Consider the following 19,199-nt stretch of genomic DNA (forward strand, 5'->3'; position numbering starts at 1 on the left):
TCCGGTTCACTTCCTGTCCGCGCCCGCGTGTCGTTCCCCTCGACGAGCCACGCCCCGCGGGCCCGGCTCGTTCCTACTGGGAGCGGCCGGTCGAGATCTCCAGCTCGACGTTGACGTCGTCCTCGTCGACCGCGGTGCCCGGCGCCGGGAACTGGCGGACGATCATGTCCTCGCCCCAGGTGGCGTCTGCGACGTCCTTACGATCGTAGTTCCAGCCGCCCTCCTGGAGGCAGGCCTGCACGGAGGGCCAGTACTTGTACCGGAAGTCCGGCATGACGATCTTGTTCTCGTCGTTGTAGGCCTCGTCCGGCTCGCTGCACTCCGCGGGGTCGATCGTCTTCTCCTTCTCCGGCCCCTTGTAGTCGTCGGCCGGGTCGGCGGACGCGGAGGCCGTGGAGTCCCCGCCGCCGGTGGGCGTCCTGTCGTCGTCGTTCCGGAGCGACAGCGCGGTGCCCACGCCGCCGGCCACCAGCACGGCGACCGCGGCGGCGATCAGCACGGTCCGGTTCTTCCCGCCCCGGCCGCCGGGCGCCGGAGTCGGTGCGGTCGCGGGGCCGGTGGGGTGGTAGCCCGGACCGGTGGCCATCGGCGTCGGGTAGCCCGGCTGCGGCTGCTGGTAGCCGCCGGAGTGCGGATAGCCGTAGCCCGCCTGCGGGGTCGCGTACGGACCGGGCGTGGGCGTCGGCGGCTGGTAGGGCGTGTGCACGTCCGCGGGCGGCGGCGTCTGCTGTCCGACCGGCGGGAAGACCGCCGAGCCGACGCCCGCGCCGCTCTGTGCCTGCGTGCCGGGGACGATGCTGGGGGCGACCTGCTGCAGCGACTGCATCACCCGCAGGCACTCGTCGCGCATGGCGACGGCGCTGGGGAAGCGCTCGTTCGGGTTCTTCCGCAGGGCCCGGGCGACCAGTGCGTCCACCGCCGGGGGCAGCGAGCGGTTGATCGACGACGGGGCGACCGGCTCTTCCTGGACGTGCGCGTAGGCGATGGCCAGCGGGGAGTCGGCGTCGAACGGCAGCCGGCCGGTGACCAGCTGGAAGAGCATGATGCCGACCGAGTAGAGGTCGGAGCGGGCGTCCACACCGCGGCCCAGCGCCTGCTCGGGCGACAGGTACTGCGGCGTGCCGACCACCATGCCGGTCTGCGTCATGGAGGTGACGCCCGACTGCATGGCGCGGGCGATGCCGAAGTCCATGACCTTGACCACGCCGCGCTTGGTGATCATCACGTTGCCGGGCTTGATGTCGCGGTGGACCAGCCCTTCCTCGTGGCTGATCTCCAGGGCGGCCAGGACGTCGGCGGTGATCTTCAGCGCCTTGTCGGCGGGCATGGCGCCCTGCTGGTCGATGTCGGCCTGGAGCACCGAGCCGAGCGGACGGCCCTCGACGTACTCCATGACGATGTAGGGGGTGGTCAGGTCGCCGAGGACGTCCTCGCCGGTGTCGAAGACCGAGACGATGTTGGTGTGGGCCAGCTTGGCGACGGACTGCGCCTCGCGGCGGAAGCGCTCGCGGAAGGCCTGCTCGCGGCCCAGCTCGCTGTGCAGCGTCTTGATGGCCACCTGGCGGTCCAGCACGGAGTCGTAGGCGAGGTGCACCGAGGCCATGCCGCCCTGGCCCAGGAGGTCGCGGAGCTGGTAGCGGCCGCCCGCGAGCGACTGACCCGTGAACCGGCCATGTCCTTGTGCGCCGTCCTGGCTCATCTGTGTGCGTCCCCCATCGGATTCGGCACGGCGGCAGCGACCTGGGCCCTCCCGCGAGTGGGTGTCGATCGTGATCGACCGTGTCTTACCGGCCAAGTCTGCCGTAGGGCACAGACACGTCAAGCGTGGTGCCCGTTCCGTGACCGTACGCGAAGGAAGCGTCGCGGAAGCGTTACTCGATCTTCGGGCCGGTAACCGGGAATTTGCACGCCAGGCCGCCCACGGGGTTTGATGACCGGTCCGTCTCCGGCCGGGCCGGCGGGGTCACTCCCCGACCGGAACCTGGGTCCGACCCCGGACGGAGGGGTGCGGGAAGGCTGTAGCGTGGCTGACGGAGACCGCAACAACACTGCACGCACCGCGGGCAGAAAGACGGCGAGGACTGATGGCACAGCAGCATCCCGCTCAGGGCCCGTCCGATCCCGAGGCGGCCGGCGGCGGCATGTCTGACGCGCCGGATAATTGGGGCAACGGCGGACTGGTAGGCGACGGACGGTATCGGCTGACCCACAGACTCGGGCGCGGCGGTATGGCCGAGGTGTTCGCCGCCGAGGACGTGCGTCTCGGCCGGACCGTGGCGGTGAAGCTGCTCCGCGCCGACCTCGCCGAGGATCCGGTGTCCAAGGCGCGTTTCACCCGCGAGGCCCAGTCGGTGGCCGGGCTCAACCACCACGCCATCGTCGCGGTGTACGACTCGGGCGAGGACAGGCTGGACGGGTCCTCCGTCCCGTACATCGTGATGGAGCTGGTCGAGGGCCGCACCATCCGCGAGCTCCTCATCGAGTCCGAGGCGCCCGGCCCCGAGCAGGCCCTGATCATCGTCTCGGGTGTCCTCGAGGCACTGGCGTACTCGCACCAGCACGGCATCGTGCACCGCGACATCAAGCCGGCCAACGTGATCATCACGCACAACGGCGCGGTCAAGGTCATGGACTTCGGCATCGCGCGCGCCCTGCACGGCGCGCAGTCGACCATGACGCAGACCGGCATGGTGATGGGCACCCCGCAGTACCTGTCGCCGGAGCAGGCCCTCGGCAAGGCCGTGGACCACCGCTCCGACCTGTACGCCACGGGCTGCCTGCTGTACGAGCTGCTGGCCCTGCGGCCGCCCTTCACCGGCGAGACGCCGCTGTCGGTGGTCTACCAGCACGTCCAGGACATCCCGCTGCCGCCGTCCGGGGTGAGCAACCAGGTGCCGCCGGAGCTCGACGGCCTGGTGATGCGCTCCCTCGCCAAGGACCCGGACGACCGGTTCCAGACGGCCGAGGAGATGCGCGGGCTGGTCCAGTACGCCTTGGAGATGCTCTACGAGCAGGGCGGCTACACCGGCACCTGGAACACCGGCCCGGTCCTCGCCAACGGGGGCCCGCGCGGTGGCGCCGGCGCGACCGCGGCGACGGCGATGCTCCCGCAGCCCGGCGGCCCGGGTGCCGGCTCGTCGACCACGCAGATCCCGCAGCCGATGATCCCCTCGTACAACCCGGGTGACGACGGCGGTTACACCGGTGGCTCGGGCGGATCCGGCGGCGGCCGGGGCAAGCTGCTGCTCATGGCAGCGCTCGCGGTGATCGCCGTGGTGGCGGGCGTCGCGCTGGCCATGAACAACGTCAAGGACAGCACGGCCGACAAGAACGAGAAGAAGCCTCCCGCGTCGTCGCAGCCCTCCGCCTCCGAGGAGGAGTCCGAGGCGCCGGACGACACCTCCACCCACGAGGAGGAGACCACGGAGACCAGCACCGGCGGCGGCTGGGGCGACTCGTCCCCGCAGTCGCAGTCCCCGGAGCCCCCCGACGACGCCGGGACGCCGAGCACCGGCGGCAAGAACAGCGGGGGCGGCAGCAAGGGCGGTACCACCTCGGGTGGTGACACCACCGGCTCCGGTGACGGCGGCACCACGGACAGCGGGACCACGACCGGTACGGACGACGGCGGTACCACGGACGGCGGAACCACTGCCGGTACGGACGACGGCGGCACCACGGACAGTGGAACCACCGCCGGTACGGACGACGGCGGCACCACGGACGGCACCACCAGCCTCGGCTCGCTGACCGGCGGGACGGGCTGACCGAGCTGACCGCCCGGTACAGAAAAAGGGGCGGAGGAGCGCATGTGCTCCTCCGCCCCTCCATCTTTTCCCTAGGGAGCTTCGTGCGATCCGGGAAAGGCTGGCACGAATGAGGAGAAAAAGAGCCGTACGGAGTCTTCCATGAGGCCCGTGTCCGTTATACGGTGCGCGATGTTCCGGCCACCTGCGGGCCGTTCCAAGGCTGCCACCAGCGGTTCTTCCGGGCCAGGGGGAGATGGTCGGGCTTCCGAGTTCTTTTACTTGGAAATCCAATCAAAATCCCAGGTCAGGCGCGGTTTCCCAGAATTGAGGAGCCGCGGGTAACGTGATTTCTCGTAGGGCGCTCGCCGGGGCACTGTCACGCCTGCTCCCGGCCGAGGGCACCCACCCCGTGCGCGCTGTCGGGGCCAGGCGGAACTGTTACCCCGCGTCCCAAAGGGCGAGGGGGGCACCCCAGGTCACCCGGCAACCCCGGGGACCGGACGACGGAGGAGCAACGTGACCGTGGAGAGCACCGCCGCGCGCACCCAGCGACGCAGCGCCGCCTCAGGCAAGGCCGGGACGTCCCGTGGCCGGACGGCGGCGAAGAAGACCGCCCAGGCGGCCGACTCCGCTCCGGCGGAGCCCCAGCTCGTACAGCTGCTGACTCCCGAGGGGCAGCGGGTGAGCAACCCGGAGTACGACGGTTACGTCGCCTCCATCACCCCCGACGAGCTGCGCGGGCTGTACCGGGACATGGTGCTGACCCGGCGTTTCGACGCCGAGGCCACCGCCCTGCAGCGCCAGGGCGAGCTGGGCCTGTGGGCCTCGCTGCTCGGCCAGGAGGCCGCGCAGATCGGCTCCGGGCGCGCGCTGAACGACGAGGACTACGTCTTCCCGACCTACCGCGAGCACGGCGTCGCCTGGTGCCGCGGGGTCGACCCGGCCAACCTGCTGGGCATGTTCCGCGGCGTGAACCACGGCGGCTGGGACCCCAACAGCAACAACTTCCACCTGTACACGATCGTCATCGGCTCGCAGGCCCTGCACGCCACCGGCTACGCCATGGGCGTCGCCAAGGACGGCGCCGAGAGCGCGGTCATCGCCTACTTCGGCGACGGCGCCTCCAGCCAGGGCGACGTGGCGGAAGCCTTCACCTTCTCGGCCGTCTACAACGCGCCGGTGGTGTTCTTCTGCCAGAACAACCAGTGGGCGATCTCCGAGCCCACCCACCGCCAGACCCGCGTGCCGCTGTACCAGCGCGCCCAGGGCTACGGCTTCCCGGGCGTCCGCGTCGACGGCAACGACGTCCTGGCGTGCCTCGCGGTGACCAAGCAGGCCCTGGAGCGGGCCCGCCGCGGCGAGGGTCCGACCCTGGTCGAGGCCTTCACCTACCGCATGGGCGCCCACACCACCTCCGACGACCCGACCCGTTACCGCGGTGACGACGAGCGGGCGGCCTGGGAGGCCAAGGACCCGATCGCCCGCCTGCGCGCGTACCTCCTCGCCGAAACCGACACGAACGAGGGATTCTTCGAGGAACTCGAGACCGAGAGCGAGGCGTTGGGCAAGCGGGTGCGCGAAGCGGTCCGTTCCATGCCCGAGCCGGACAAGTTCGCGATCTTCGAGAACGCCTACGCCGACGGACACGCGCTCGTCGACGAGGAGCGTGCCCAGTTCGCCGCCTACCAGGCGTCGTTCTCCGACGGTGAGGGGGTCTGACCATGGCTGTTGAGTCCGTGAAGGCGCGCGAGTCCCTGAAGACGCTGGCGATCGCCAAGGCGATCAACGAGTCCCTGCGCAAGGCCCTGGAGACCGACCCCAAGGTCGTGATCATGGGTGAGGACGTCGGCAAGCTCGGCGGCGTCTTCCGCGTCACCGACGGCCTGCAGAAGGACTTCGGCGAGGAGCGGGTCATCGACACCCCGCTCGCCGAGTCCGGCATCGTGGGCACCGCCATCGGTCTGGCGCTGCGCGGGTACCGGCCCGTCGTGGAGATCCAGTTCGACGGCTTCGTCTTCCCCGCCTACGACCAGATCGTCACCCAGCTCGCCAAGATGCACGCCCGCTCGCTGGGCAAGGTCAAGCTGCCGGTCGTCGTCCGCATCCCCTACGGCGGCGGCATCGGCGCGGTCGAGCACCACAGCGAGTCGCCGGAGTCGCTGTTCGCGCACGTCGCCGGCCTGAAGATCGTCACGCCGTCGAACGCCGCGGACGCCTACTGGATGATGCAGCAGGCGATCGAGAGCGACGACCCGGTCATCTTCTTCGAGCCCAAGCGCCGCTACTGGGACAAGGACCAGGTCGACACCGAGGCCATCCCCGGCCCGCTGCACAAGGCCCAGGTGGTCCGCCAGGGCAGCGACCTCACCCTCGTGGCGTACGGCCCGATGGTGAAGCTGTGCCAGGAGGTCGCCGACGTGGCCGCCGAGGAGGGCCGCTCGCTGGAGGTCTTGGACCTGCGGTCCGTCTCCCCGCTCGACTTCGACGCGATCCAGACGTCGGTGGAGCGCACCGGCCGGCTGGTCGTGGTGCACGAGGCGCCGGTCTTCTTCGGTTCCGGCGCGGAGATCGCCGCCCGGATCACCGAGCGCTGCTTCTACCACCTCGAGGCGCCCGTGCTGCGGGTCGGCGGCTACCACGCCCCGTACCCGCCGGCCCGCCTGGAGGAGGAGTACCTGCCCAGCCTGGACCGTGTGCTCGACGCCGTCGACCGCGCGCTCGCGTACTGAGAGGAGGCCGGAACATGAGCACCTCCGTGCGCGAGTTCAAGATGCCCGACGTGGGGGAGGGCCTCACCGAGGCCGAGATCCTCAAGTGGTACGTCCAGCCTGGTGACACCGTCACCGACGGCCAGATCGTCTGCGAGGTCGAGACCGCCAAGGCGGCCGTGGAGCTGCCCATCCCGTACGACGGGGTGGTGCGCGCGCTGCACTTCGAGGAGGGCGTCACGGTCGACGTGGGCACCTCGATCATCGCCGTGGACGTGGCCGGCGGCGCGCCGGCCGAGCCCCAGGCGGCCCCGGCCGCCGAGCAGCCCGCCGCTGCCCCCGCAGCCCCGGCTCCGGCCGCGGGCGAGGAGGCCAAGCCGCAGGGCAGGCAGCCGGTGCTGGTCGGGTACGGCGTGGTGGAGTCCTCCACGCGCCGCCGCCCGCGCAGGAACGGCACGGCCCCCGCCGGAGGCGTCGCCGCCGTCGAGGTGACCACCGCCCCGGCCGAGGTCTTCGCCCCGGCGCCCGCCGCGGTCAACGGCAACGGCAACGGCGCGGCCCCGGCCGTCCCCGGCGGGCCGGAGCGTCCGCTGGCCAAGCCGCCGGTGCGCAAGCTGGCGAAGGACCTCGGGGTCGACCTGTGGTCGGTCCGCCCGACCGGTCCCGACGGGATCATCACCCGGGCGGACGTGCAGGCGGCCGCCGCCGCCGCGCCCGAGGCGCAGGCGCCGGCCCCGGTGGCTCCCGCCCCGCAGCCCGCTCCGGCCGCGGAGGCCGCCACGGCCGTCTCGGCGCCCGCCGCGGTGTCCGAGGGCGCGCGGGAGACGCGGATCCCGGTCAAGGGCGTCCGCAAGGCCACCGCGGCCGCGATGGTCGGCTCCGCCTTCACCGCCCCGCACGTCACCGAGTTCGTCACGGTCGACGTGACGCGGACGATGAAGCTGGTCCAGGAACTCAAGCAGGACCCGGACATGGCGGGGCTGCGGGTCAACCCGCTGCTGCTGGTCGCCAAGGCGCTGCTGGTCGCGATCCGGCGCAACCCGGGGATCAACGCGTCCTGGGACGAGGCCAACCAGGAGATCGTCGAGAAGCACTACGTCAACCTGGGCATCGCGGCCGCCACCCCGCGCGGTCTGATCGTGCCGAACATCAAGGACGCGCACGCCAAGACCCTGCCGGAGCTCGCCGGGGCGCTGGGCGACCTGGTCGCCACGGCCCGCGAGGGACGGACCTCCCCTGCCGACATGCAGGGCGGCACGGTCACCATCACCAACGTCGGCGTCTTCGGCGTCGACACGGGCACGCCGATCCTGAACCCGGGCGAGGCCGCCATCCTCGCCTTCGGCGCGGTCAAGCTGCAGCCGTGGGTGCACAAGGGCAAGGTCAAGCCGCGTCAGGTCACCACCCTGGCGCTCTCCTTCGACCACCGGCTGGTCGACGGGGAGCTCGGTTCCAAGGTTCTCGCGGACATCGCGGCGGTCCTGGAGCAGCCGCGGCGTCTGGTCACCTGGGCCTGACGGCCGGCCGCACACGACGGACGGGCCCGCCGCGCGAGAGCGCGGCGGGCCCGTCCCGTGTCCGAGCGGTTCGGGCGGCTCAGCCGATGCGGGCGAAGCCGTGGTTGAGCAGGCGGGTCGCGTCGGTGGTGCGCTGGGACGACGAGGTCGAGGCCAGCACCGTGCCGATCACCGTCTTCCCGTTGCGGGTGGCCGCGAACACCAGGCAGTAGCCGGCGACCTGGCCCGAGCCCGTCTTCACACCGGTGGCTCCGCTGTAGCTGCTGAGCAGCGGGTTGGTGTTCTTCCAGGTGCCCATGGTGCGGGTGGAGCCGCTCTTGGTGACCGTCTTCGCGGTGTACGACTTCGTCTTCACCACGGTGCGGAAGGTCGTGTTGTTCATCGCGCTGCGGGCCAGCTTGGTCAGGTCCCGCGGCGTCGAGTAGTTCGACCCGTTGCTGATGCCGTCGAACGAGTCGAAGTGCGTGTTCGTCATGCCGAGGCTCTTGGCGGTGGAGTTCATCTTGCCGATGAACGACTTCACCCGCGCCGACCGCGTCGTGCCGGTGCCGAACTTGTCGGCCAGCGCGTAGGCCGCGTCGCAGCCCGACGGCAGCATCAGCCCGTAGAGCAGCTGCCGGACGGTCACCTTGTCGCCGACCACCAGGTTCGCCGTGGAGGCGCCCTTGTTGACGATGTAGTTCCGGTAGTCCTGGGCGATGGTCACCTTGGCGTCGAGGTTCAGGTTCGACTGGCTGAGCACCACCTTGGCGGTCATGATCTTGGTGGTGGAGCCGGTGGGCCGCTTGGTGTCGGCGCTCTTGCTGTAGGTGGTGCGCCCGAACTCGGTCTCCATCACGAAGCCGCCCTTGGCGGCGATGGACGGCGAGGCCACCTTCTTCAGCGGCGGCGCGGCGGCGGCATGCGCGGGCGCCGAGGCGAGCGTCCCGCCGAGGAGCATCGCGCCCCCGGTGACGAGCGAGACCACGGCTCTGCGCGGGCGACGGCTCCTGATGCCGGTCTTCACGTAGGGAACCCCCGGATGTGATGTGCCCCTGAACTGTCCCCGGGGCAGGGCGCCGCCGCGGGATACGGCGGTGCGTGATGTCCGACGACCGGCGGGGGCCAAGGGTTGCGCCGGGGACGGGGGTGAATTTTCTGGATTCCCGGTGACCGGTGGCGGGGAGCCGTCCGTCCGCATGCCGGATGCGGGCGAAGGATGCGCCTTACTTGTATCTATGCTGTTCGCATGACCGTGCCGTTGAAGCAGCCGCCCGCCGCCGAGCGGGTGTACGCCCACGTCAAGCAGGCAGTCCTTGACCGGACGTACGAGGGGGGCAGCCTCCTCACCGAGGGCGAACTCGCCGAGGCGGTGGGGGTGTCGCGCACCCCGGTGCGGGAGGCGCTGCTGCGGCTCGAGGTGGAGGGGCTGCTCAAGCTCTACCCGAAGAAGGGCGCGCTGGTCCTGCCGGTCACCGCCCAGGAGATCGCGGACGTGGTGGAGACCCGGCTGCTGGTGGAGGAACACGCGGCCCGCAAGGCGGTCCCCGCCTCCCCGCAGCTGATCGCCCGCCTGGAGGAACTGCTGGAGCGGCAGCGCGAGCAGGCCGCCGCCGGCGACTACGCCGCCGCGGCGGTCACCGACCGCTGCTTCCACGCCGAGATCGTCCGCAGCGGCGGGAACGTGATCCTCTCCCACCTCTACGACCAGCTGCGCGACCGGCAGTTGCGGATGGGCGTCGCCGTGATGCACTCGCACCCCGACCGCGCCGCCAAGACGCTGGCCGAGCACGGGGAGATCCTGGAGGCGCTGCGCGCCGGCGACGCCGACCGTGCGGTCGCGGTCGTGCACGGACACGTGAGCTGGTTCTCCCACCTGGCGCGTGGAGAGGCCCGATGAGCGAGCAGCCGGCCGCGCGGGCCGCCGACGCGCCGCGGGCCGGGGACGCCCTTCCGCCGCTGGACCCGCCGGGCGGGGCGCGGGCCGTCGCCGTCTGGGCGGTGGGCCTGTCCGTCTACTTCGTGGCCGTCCTCTTCCGCACCTCGCTGGGCGTGGCCGGCCTCGACGCGGTGGAGCGCTTCCACGTCAGCGCCTCCGCCCTCTCGACCTTCTCCATGCTGCAGCTGCTGGTCTACGCGGCGATGCAGATCCCGGTGGGCCTGCTGGTCGACCGGTTCGGCACCAAGAAGGTCCTGGTCGCCGGCTGCGTGCTGTTCACGCTGGGCCAGCTCGGGTTCGCGCTGGCGCCCTCGTACGGCATGGCGCTGGTCTCCCGCGCGCTCCTCGGCTGCGGCGACGCGCTCACCTTCCTCAGCGTGCTGCGGCTGGGCGCCCGCTGGTTCCCGGCGCGGCGCGGGCCGCTGGTCGGGCAGCTCGCCGGTCTCATCGGGCAGGGCGGCAACGTGGTGTCCACCCTGGTCCTCTCCCGGGCGCTCACCCAGTTCGGGTGGACGGCGTCGTTCGTCGGCAGCGCCCTGTGCGGCGTGGTCGTGCTGGTGCTGACCCTGCTCTTCCTCAGGGACCACCCGGACGGGCACGGCACCGCGCCGGCCCCGCACCGGGGCGTGGCGTACGTCCGGAGGCAGATCGCCGAGTCCTGGCGGGAGCCGGGGACCCGGCTGGGCATGTGGACGCACTTCACCACGCAGTTCCCCGGCATGGTCTTCCTGCTGCTGTGGGGCATGCCGTTCCTGGTCGAGGACCAGGGGATGGAGCGGGCCCGGGCGGGCACGCTGCTCACCGCGATCGTGCTGGCCCACATGATGATCGGCGTGGTCTACGGGCAGATCATCGGCCGCCGCCACGGCGCGCGGATGCCGATCGCCCTCGGCACGGTGGGAGCCACCGCGGTGGTGTGGGCGGTGCTGCTGGCCTGGCCGGGGCGGGCGCCGCTGGCGGTCTTCGCGCTGCTGTGCCTGGTGCTCGGCGCGTGCGGACCGGCGTCGATGATCGGGTTCGACTTCTCGCGCCCGGCCAACCCGGCGGAGCGCCAGGGCACGGCGTCCGGCATCACCAACATCGGCGGGTTCACCGCGTCGATGACGACCCTGCTGGGGATCGGCGTCCTGCTCGACGCCACGGGCGACGACTACCGGGTCGCGTTCTGCGTGGTGTTCGCGGTGCAGCTGCTCGGCGCCTCGCAGATGGTGCGCCTGTGGCGGCCGACGGTGCGCCGGGAGCGCGAGCGGGTCGTGGTCCCGGGGCGGGTCGCGGCGGTACACAAACCGTGAGCCGCCGCGCGGCGACAGGAACGGGGGACGGCCGGCGGCGCGTCCGGTCGGAGGGCCGGTCGGAGGGCCGCTCGGGCGGCCGCCCCGGGCGGACCGCCGCGCTCCTCCCGCGGCCGGCTACTGGGTGACGGTGAAGTTGTGCAGAATCGCCGCGGTCAGGTCGAGGTCACCCTCCTGCTTGACGCGGTCGAGCACCGCCGCCGGCTTCACCCGGCCGCAGGCCAGCAGCACGTACGTCTCCCAGTCGAGCGTCAGCGTCGCCGCCGGACCCAGCGCCGGCGCCGTCTCCACCGTGCCGCGGCCTCGGATGTCGACCCGCACCGTGCGCAGGAACTCCACCGGACCGTGCACGTCCACCACCACGGCCGAGCTGCGCGGCGCGCCCGCCCGCCCGGCGACCACCTCCGGCAGCGCGTCCAGCAGGTGGTCGCGCGCCACCTGGGCGCCCGGCGAGTCGAGGTTCCCCGGCACGCCGAGCGCGGCCCGCAGGTCCTGCTCGTGCACCCAGACGTCGAAGGCGCGGTAGCGCATCGACTCCTCCAGCGTGATCTCCCGCCCGAGGGGACCGCGCACCACCGTGTCCGGCTGCCGGCTCTCGTTGCGCAGCTGCCGGTTGCGGCGGATCACCGTGTATTCCAGCTCGCTGGTCATCTCCGGCGCCGTGTGGTGACGCCGGACGTCGACCTGGATCTCCATGTACCGCTGGTGCTCGGTCGTGACGTGATAGAGGTCGCGCGGCAGGGAGTGGAACGGCCGGGGGTCGCCGAGCATCTCGCAGTCCAGTCCGATGACATGGGAGACGACGTCACGGACGGACCATCCCGGGCACGGCGTCCGCCGGTTCCACTCGCCCTCCACGAGGGGCTGCACCAGCTCGGATATCGCCTCGATCGAGTGAGTCCAGGCGTCGGCGTAGGGCTGAAGGGCAGGATGCAGACTCACGGAACGGGACCCCTCGGGCGGTTGGAACTCGGGCAGTGCCAGCGTCTTGGAAAGCTAAGTTACGCTGCGGGGAGGTACCCCGGCAGAGCTTTCGTGTGACGATCGTAGAGCTGGGCGGACAACTCGACGGCCAAGGCGGTGGTACGGTGCGCGCCTCTCTTCTCCAGATGCGTGTCGACGGGAGCGAATCGGTCGAGCGGCGCCGCGCACGGGCATCCGCACTGGTGCGCGAGCAGGCCGGGGCGGACCTGGTCGTCCTGCCGGAGCTGTGGACCACCGGGGCCTTCGCCTTCGACGACTTCGACGCCTGGGCCGAGCCGCTGAAGGGGCCCACCCACGAGGCCATGTCCGAGGCCGCGCGCGACGCCGGCGTCTGGCTGCACGCCGGGTCGATCCCCGAACGAGCCGACGACGGCACGCTGTTCAACACCTCGCTGGTGTACGCGCCCTCGGGCGACCTCGCCGCCGCCTACCGCAAGATCCACCGCTTCGGCTTCGACAAGGGCGAGGCCGTGCTGATGGGCGCGGGGGGCGACCTGGTCACCGTGGAACTGCCGGAGACCACGCTGGGGCTCGCCACCTGTTACGACCTCCGTTTCCCCGAGCTCTTCCGCGGACTGGTGGACGCCGGTGCGCAGACGCTGGTGGTGCCGGCCGGGTGGCCGGAGCGGCGGCGCGCGCACTGGACGCTCCTCGCCCGCGCGCGGGCGGTCGAGAACCAGTGCTTCGTCCTCGCCTGTGGAACGGCGGGCACGCACGCCGGAGTTCCGCAGGCGGGTCACTCGATCGTGGTGGACCCGTGGGGCGAGGTCCTCGCCGAGGCGGGTGCCGAGGAGGAGGTCCTCGCCGTGGAGTTCGACCCCGCGCGGGTCGCCGCGACGCGCGAGCAGTTCCCCGCCCTCAAGGACCGCCTGCTGGGCCTGCCGAAGCCGCCCCGCCCGGCCGCCTGACCGCCGGCCGTCTGCCCGCCGCCCGCCTGACCGCGGGCCGCCTGACCGCCGTCCGCCCGACAGCGGGCGGCTCCCCGGACAGCACGACGCCGCGCCCCGGAGATCCGGGACGCGGCGTCGTGGCGTGACGGGCGTCAGTTGGTGAAGTACAGGTACTTCCAGGAGCCGTACGTCGTGCTGTTCACGTTGTCGCCGGACGAGCTGTTGATGTAGTTCGACCGCACGCGGGCCTTGATCCCGGCCTCGCCGGCCGCGCCCAGGTTCACCGTGACCTTGCCGGTGCTGCTGAGCTCGAAGTACTGCGAGGCACCGCTGTACCACTTGCCGTCGTAGTAGACCTGCAGGTCGTAACGGGTGCTGCGGCCCGGGTAGTAGCTCATCGTGGTGCTGACGAGCGGGTCCTTGGTCTTGCGGAACCAGTAGTAGTTGTGCGAGCCGACGTAACCGGTCTTGTAGTGGCCGGAGACGCTGTTGGAGATGCTGACCTTGGCGTAGCCGACCGACTTCACCGTCTTGGACGCGTACTTGGCGTCGCCCTTGAAGACGGCGGTCACCGTGGTGTCGCGCTTCATGTCCACGACCGCGGAGATGTTGCCGCTGGAGTTGACCTTGCCCGACTTCAGCAGCTTCTTCGGCTTGTCCGAGCCGTAGGGGTCGGCCCAGATCTCCACCGTGCGGTTGGTGTACGTCGTGCCCAGGTGGGCGGTGAACGTGACGTCCTTGCCGTACGAGTAGACCTTGCCGTTGTTGTTCAGCGTCAGCGAGGTCGCGTAGCGCGGGATGACCACGGTGTCCGACTTGACCACCGAGGTGTGCTTGGCGTCGCCCGAGTACGTGACCCGGTAGACCACGTCACCGCCGGCCGGAGGCGTGTCCGTGAAGCTGAACGTGCCGTCCGCCTTGGCCGTCACGGTCGGCAGCGCCTTGCCGCTGGGGCTGGACACGTCGATGCGCGCGACCTTCAGCTGCACCCCGGACGGCAGCGGCACGGTCGCCGTGATCTTGCCGGTGACGGTGAGCTTGGTGCCCCGGGTGCCCTTGGAGGGGGCGCTGACGGTCAGGGTCGGGACGTTGAGCTTGGGGCCGGTGAAGGCCTTCAGGGTGTAGGTCCCGTTCGAGCCGACCAGCGCGAACAGCCGGGAGGCGTCCGGCGCCCACGCGACGTCGGCGGTGGCGCCGCCGGTCGAGAGGGTGCGCAGCGGCTTGGTGCCGCCCGGCGCGAAGACGGAGACGGTCTCACCGCCGAAGGCGGCGACGGTGCCGTCCTTGTGCACCTCGGCGTTGGGGCCGCCGGCCGAGTACGTGCCGGCGGTGGTGAACGTGCCGTTCGCGTACGACAGCCGCTGGGTGCCGTTGACGAGGATCTGTGAGCCACCCGGCACCAGGTCGACGTCGCTGACGCCGTAGTTCAGCGAGTAGTCGCCGTTGTGGTAGGCGACGACCTCGGGGTCGCCCGAGGAGACGTCCAGCACCGAGAGGGAACCGGTGCTGATGCCCATCTCGCCCATGGCCAGCAGACCGGGGGAGGCGGGGTCGGTGTCCAGGTCGGCCGGCGAGTACCACATGCCGCCGTGCGGGGAGAGCCCCATCCTGACCTGGCCGTCCTCCTCGGAGGCCGTGGAGAAGCCGCCCGCGGCGGGCTCGGTGGTCGGCTCGGCCGGCACCTCGGTCGTGGGCTCCACGACGGGCTCGGTCGGCTCGGTGCCGGGCTCGCCCGAAGGCTCGGTGGTGGGCTCCGTCGTGGGCTCGGCCGGCGGCTCGGTGGGCTCGACGGGAGGCTCCGTCGGCTCCACCGGAGGCTCGGTGGGCTCCACGGGAGGCTCGGTCGGCTCGACCGGCGGCTCCGGCGCCGTCCAGTCCGGGTCGATCGAGCCGAGGTTGCCGGACCACTGGTTGCCGTAGCTGAACCAGACCTTGCCGGCGGTGAAGGCGATGCCCCGGGGACCCTCGGTGGTGTCGATGGTCCAGCGGTCGGTGACCGCGAGGGTGCCCGCGTCGAAGGCCACGACCTCGTGGCTGCCCTCCGCCGCGGCGTAGAGGGTGGAACCGTCGTCGGAGAGCGTCAGACCGGAGACGCCCGGAACGCCGGAGACCTTCTTGATGAATCCGCCGGACCAGTCGGCGGCGGTGATGGTCCCGCCGCTCCGGTCGGCGACGAAGACACGCTGGAGGCCCGCGTGGGCCACGATGCCGCCGGGCGTGGCGACGGAGGCGGCGGCCGAGGCGGTGCCGGCCGCGGTGACGGTCAGTGCCGCCGAGCTGAAGAGGACGGCCAGAGCCGTCGCGGTGGAGATGCTGCGCCTGCGCACAGGTGGTGTACCCCCCAGAAAACCCGGTGATCGCCGGGCGCGAGGATCGCGCGACAACGCACGCGTGGGGCCGCCCTCCGAGTGGGGCGGGTTGCACGCGGGGCGCGACTGCCGAGGGCAGCATATGACGTGCCTGCGACAACGGAGAACCGGGTTTCCTCGCGAAAACCTCGCGCCTTCGTCACACCTCCCCCGGAAGGGCGGCATCCGCCCTTCCGGGCCGTTTCGTGCGGGTCGTTCGACTGTGTCCGTGCAGTCCTCACGGTGTGAGGACGACCTTCTCGCAGCGGTCCTTCTTGTTCTTGAACAGGTCGTAACCGGTCGGCGCCTCGGCCAAGGGCATCCGGTGGGTGATGACCCGGGTGGGGTCGATCGCGCCCTGTTCGACCAGCCCCAGCAGCGGTTCCATGTACTTCTGCACGTGGCACTGCCCGGTGCGCAGGGTCAGGGACCTGTTCATCCAGGCACCCGCCGGAAACTTGTCGATCAACCCGCCGTAAACGCCGATGACCGACACCACGCCGCCGCTCCGGCAGGACAGGATCGCCTGGCGCAGGGCGTGTGGCCGGTCGGTCTCGGAGCGGACCGCCTGCTTGGCGCGGTCGTAGAGGTGAACGTGGGAGGCGCCGTGTGTGGCCTCCAGGCCGACCGCGTCGATGCACTTGTCGGGTCCCCGGCCGCCGGTGAGTTCCAGCAGTGCGGACCGCACGTCGGTGTCCTCGAAGTCGATGGTGGTGTAACCCTGGGCGGCGGCCATGTCGAGCCGGTAGTTCTCCTTGTCGATCGCGATCACCGTGTCCGCGCCCAGGACGCGGGCGCTGTCCATGGCGAACTGGCCGACCGGACCGGCGCCCCAGACCGCGACGACATCACCATCGTGGATGTCGCACATGTCCGCGCCCATGTACCCGGTCGGCAGGATGTCGGACAGGAACAGCACCTGCTCGTCGCCGAGGTCCGACTCGATCTTGAGTGCGTTGGCGTCGGCGAGCACCACCCGGGCGTACTCGGCCTGGCCGCCGGCAAAGCCGCCGGTGAGGTGGGAGTAGCCGTAGATGCCGGCGGTGGGGTGACCGAAGAGCTCCTCCGAGACGCCGGCGTTGGGGTTGCTGTTCTCGCAGCACGAGTACAGCTCCGCGCGGCAGGACGCGCAAGCCCCGCAGGCAATGGGGAAGGGCACCACGATCCGGTCACCGACGCGCAGTCCGCCGTCGCTGATGCCGGGGCCGACCTCGACGACCTCTCCCATGAACTCGTGTCCCAGGATGTCGCCCTTCTCCATGGTGGGGACGTAGCCGTCGACCAGGTGCAGGTCGGAGCCGCAGATCGCCGTCGCGGTGATCTTCACGATGACGTCGCGGCTGTTCAGGATCGACGGGTCGGGGACGTCCTGCACCTCGACCGAGTTGCGTCCCGTCCAGCAGTTCGCCTTCATGCCAGGGCCTCCTTCAGTTCGTCCTCGGTCAGCGGTCGGGCCGGGTGCTGCGGGAACTCTCCCCGTGCCCGCTTGCCGCCGGGGGCGCCCTCGGAGCGGACGACCTCACCGGTCTCCGCGATCTGCTTGAAGCGGCGCAGGTCGTCGTCCAGTTGCTGGTGCGGTTCCTCGCCGAAGTAGCGCGCCACGGTCCTGCCCAGCGCTCCGCCGGGCAGTTCGTAGCGCAGGGTCACCTTGATCTCCGTGCCCCGGCCACCGGGGGCAGGCGCGAAGCGCACCTCCCCGGAGTTGGCGATGTCGGCACCGTCCACCGACCGCCAGGCGAGCAGACGGCCGGGGACGTCCTGGGTGGTCTCGGCGTCCCATTCGACCGCCTTGCCGAACGGCGCGCCGGCCCGCCAGTGACTGGTGCGCGGGCCGGTGACGCGCACCTCGTCCAGGTGCACCATGAAGTCCGGCAACCGCTCCAGGTCCCTCCAGAGGGCGTACACCTCGTCCGAGGGCTGGGTGACGGTGGTGGCCGCGGTCAGTTCCATCGGGGTGCTCCTACGGGTGCGGGTCACGGCCGCGTAGACATCGGTGGCGGTGATGGCGGTGACCCCGGCGGTCGCCACGACGGTGCGGCCGAGGCCGCGACCGTCGTGGTTCTTCAAGGCCCGGGTCAGCATCGCCAGATCCATGAGGTCGCCACCGACGCGGGCCCAGAGCCAGGCGGGATGCGGCCGCCCCAGCAGCCCGGTCGCCGCCGCCAGTTCACGCACACCGACCGCGGTCGTGGCCGAGCGGTGCCGGGGAGTGCCGTCCACGCCCACGGTCCGGGCGAAGCCCGTCGGGGCGATGACCTGGGGCACGCCGAGGAGCGCGCTGGCCCAGCCGAGACCGCGTACCAGCGGATCGTGCCGGAGCCGGGAGGCGGAGCGGATGTCTGTCTGCATGAGTGCTCCCCACGTGCGGTGAGGTGAACGGGAAGGAAGGCGTCCTCGGTCCGCCGGCTCGGACGGAGGGGACCGACGGCGCCGGCACGCGGTCGGTCCGGTCCGGGGACACGGCCGGGCCGGCGGCCTCAGGAGTCCTACTGCTTGTGGCCGTTGCCGTGTCCGTCGGGATGCAGGACCACCTTGGTCCAGCCTTCGTCGCGGGTGTCGAAGTGCTCGTAGGCGGTGGGAGCCTCGTCCAGGCCGAGATCGTGGGAGACGATGAAGCTCGGCTTCGCCTTCCCGCCGGCGATCAGGTCCCGCAGCGCCCGGTTGTACTTCTTCACCGGCGCCTGCCCGGTGCCCATGTGCTGACCCTTGAACCACATCATGCCGAAGTCGATCGGAACCTTGCCCTGTGCCTCCAGTTCGCCCTGCGCCTCCGCGCCGCCGGGGTCCTGGGGCAGGAACACGCCCACCACGCCGATGTCGCCGGTGAACCTCACCGAGTCGATCAGTCCGTTGAGTGTGAGGCTGGCGTCCTCGTGTCCCTGGGGGTCGTGTGCCTGGTAGCCGACGCACTCGCACCCGTTGTCGGCGCCCAGACCGAGGGTGGCCTCCTTGACGACCTCTGCCGGGTTCTGCTCGGCGGTGTTGATGGGAATGGCTCCGAGCTCCTCCGCCTTGCGGAGCCGGTCGGGCTGGTGGTCGGCCGTCCAGACGCGGCCGGCGCCCTTGAGGAGGGCGGAATACGTCGCCATGAGCCCGACGGGGCCGGCCCCGAAGACGACGGTCTGGTCGCCCGGCTTCACATGGGCCATCTCGGTGGCGTGATAGCCGGTGGGGAAGATGTCGGCGAGCATCACGTAGTCGGTCTGCCGCTCGGCGGCGTCCTCGCCCAGACGCAGCGCGTTGAAGTCGCCGTAGGGCACACGCAGCAGCTCCGCCTGGCCGCCCTGATAGGGGCCCATCTCGGCGAAACCGAAGGCGGCTCCGGCGAGGGACGGATCCGGCTGCATGGTCAGGCAGTAGTTGGTCAGCCCGCGCTCGCACTGCTTGCAGAAGCCGCAGGCGATGTTGAAGGGCAGAACCACGTACTCGCCGACCTGGACCTTGCGAACGGCCGAGCCGACCTCCACGACCTGGCCCATGTTCTCGTGTCCCAGGGTGCGGCCGGACTCGAAGGAGGTACGGCCCTCGTACATGTGCAGGTCCGAACCGCAGATGTTGGTACTGGTGATCTTGACGATGATGTCGCAGGGATGCTCGATCTTCGCGTCCGGTACGTCCTTCACCGTGACCGTTCGCGGACCTTCATATACCGCTGCCTTCATGATGACTTCCCTTGGTGCCACGCCATGACCCCGGCACGGCGGTGATGAGACCGCCCACAGAGCGACAGACCCCCGGAGTGGGTGCGCAGGGGCCGGCTCCGGCCGTCTCCGCGGACCGTTCCCCCGGATCG

General features: G+C 71.2%; 14 protein-coding genes. 7 read left to right on the top strand and 7 right to left on the bottom strand.

Features of this window, described 5'->3' with window-relative positions; genetic code table 11:
* Positions 1 to 73: 73 nt before the first annotated feature.
* Positions 74 to 1,699, bottom strand: coding sequence for a protein kinase domain-containing protein (locus Sfr03f_RS25725; protein ID WP_108956549.1), 1,626 nt, complete (start codon positions 1,697 to 1,699; stop codon positions 74 to 76).
* Between the two features lie 385 nt (positions 1,700 to 2,084).
* Here Sfr03f_RS25725 and Sfr03f_RS25730 point away from each other — a divergent pair, with 385 nt between their 5' ends.
* From Sfr03f_RS25730 to Sfr03f_RS25745, 4 genes are all read left to right on the top strand, one after another.
* Entirely contained in the window at positions 2,085 to 3,767 is a 1,683-nt protein-coding gene (locus Sfr03f_RS25730; protein WP_108956550.1) for a protein kinase domain-containing protein, read from the top strand.
* A 498-nt stretch (positions 3,768 to 4,265) separates the two neighbouring features.
* Positions 4,266 to 5,468, top strand: a complete 1,203-nt coding sequence (pdhA, locus tag Sfr03f_RS25735) for a pyruvate dehydrogenase (acetyl-transferring) E1 component subunit alpha (RefSeq protein WP_108956551.1) — start codon at positions 4,266 to 4,268, stop codon at positions 5,466 to 5,468.
* A gap of 2 nt (positions 5,469 to 5,470) precedes the next feature.
* Positions 5,471 to 6,478, top strand: coding sequence for an alpha-ketoacid dehydrogenase subunit beta (locus Sfr03f_RS25740; protein WP_108956552.1), 1,008 nt, complete (start codon positions 5,471 to 5,473; stop codon positions 6,476 to 6,478).
* 14 nt (positions 6,479 to 6,492) lie between these two features.
* The gene (locus Sfr03f_RS25745) at positions 6,493 to 7,974 is read left to right on the top strand and encodes a dihydrolipoamide acetyltransferase family protein (RefSeq protein ID WP_108956553.1); all 1,482 of its coding nucleotides are present in this window, start codon (positions 6,493 to 6,495) and stop codon (positions 7,972 to 7,974) included.
* A 79-nt stretch (positions 7,975 to 8,053) separates the two neighbouring features.
* Here Sfr03f_RS25745 and Sfr03f_RS25750 read toward each other — a convergent pair whose 3' ends face one another.
* Positions 8,054 to 8,980 (bottom strand): D-alanyl-D-alanine carboxypeptidase family protein, encoded by a 927-nt coding sequence (locus Sfr03f_RS25750; protein ID WP_170145156.1) that lies wholly within the window; start codon positions 8,978 to 8,980, stop codon positions 8,054 to 8,056.
* Between the two features lie 222 nt (positions 8,981 to 9,202).
* On the opposite strand from Sfr03f_RS25750, the gene Sfr03f_RS25755 reads away from it, so the two are divergent.
* Entirely contained in the window at positions 9,203 to 9,853 is a 651-nt protein-coding gene (locus Sfr03f_RS25755; RefSeq protein ID WP_108956554.1) for a GntR family transcriptional regulator, read from the top strand.
* Positions 9,850 to 11,184 carry an MFS transporter gene (locus tag Sfr03f_RS25760; protein ID WP_108956555.1) on the top strand — a complete coding sequence of 445 codons (1,335 nt, stop codon included), beginning with the start codon at positions 9,850 to 9,852 and terminating at the stop codon, positions 11,182 to 11,184. The genes Sfr03f_RS25755 and Sfr03f_RS25760 overlap by 4 nt, the downstream gene beginning before the upstream one ends.
* 117 nt (positions 11,185 to 11,301) lie before the next feature.
* Here the strand turns inward: Sfr03f_RS25760 and Sfr03f_RS25765 are convergent, their stop codons facing one another.
* Positions 11,302 to 12,126, bottom strand: a complete 825-nt coding sequence (locus Sfr03f_RS25765) for a maleylpyruvate isomerase family mycothiol-dependent enzyme (RefSeq protein WP_108956556.1) — start codon at positions 12,124 to 12,126, stop codon at positions 11,302 to 11,304.
* Positions 12,127 to 12,272: 146 nt separating this feature from the next.
* On the opposite strand from Sfr03f_RS25765, the gene Sfr03f_RS25770 reads away from it, so the two are divergent.
* Complete coding sequence (locus Sfr03f_RS25770) at positions 12,273 to 13,076, top strand: carbon-nitrogen family hydrolase (RefSeq protein WP_108956557.1); 804 nt, start codon at positions 12,273 to 12,275, stop codon at positions 13,074 to 13,076.
* 134 nt (positions 13,077 to 13,210) lie between these two features.
* On the opposite strand, the gene Sfr03f_RS25775 is transcribed toward Sfr03f_RS25770, so the two are convergent.
* The 4 genes from Sfr03f_RS25775 to Sfr03f_RS25795 form a co-directional block, all read right to left on the bottom strand.
* On the bottom strand, positions 13,211 to 15,385 hold the full coding sequence (locus Sfr03f_RS25775; protein WP_159105733.1) for a YncE family protein: 2,175 nt from the start codon (positions 15,383 to 15,385) through the stop codon (positions 13,211 to 13,213).
* Positions 15,386 to 15,644: 259 nt separating this feature from the next.
* Positions 15,645 to 16,820 carry a zinc-dependent alcohol dehydrogenase gene (locus Sfr03f_RS25785; protein ID WP_108956559.1) on the bottom strand — a complete coding sequence of 392 codons (1,176 nt, stop codon included), beginning with the start codon at positions 16,818 to 16,820 and terminating at the stop codon, positions 15,645 to 15,647.
* Complete coding sequence (locus tag Sfr03f_RS25790; RefSeq protein WP_108956560.1) at positions 16,817 to 17,755, bottom strand: SRPBCC family protein; 939 nt, start codon at positions 17,753 to 17,755, stop codon at positions 16,817 to 16,819. Before Sfr03f_RS25790 ends, Sfr03f_RS25785 begins: the two co-directional genes overlap by 4 nt.
* Positions 17,756 to 17,892: 137 nt before the next feature.
* Entirely contained in the window at positions 17,893 to 19,068 is a 1,176-nt protein-coding gene (locus Sfr03f_RS25795; RefSeq protein WP_108956561.1) for a glutathione-independent formaldehyde dehydrogenase, read from the bottom strand.
* Positions 19,069 to 19,199: the final 131 nt, after the last annotated feature.

Source organism: Streptomyces fragilis (assembly GCF_003112515.1).
Classification (GTDB): Bacteria; Actinomycetota; Actinomycetes; order Streptomycetales; family Streptomycetaceae; genus Streptomyces; species Streptomyces fragilis.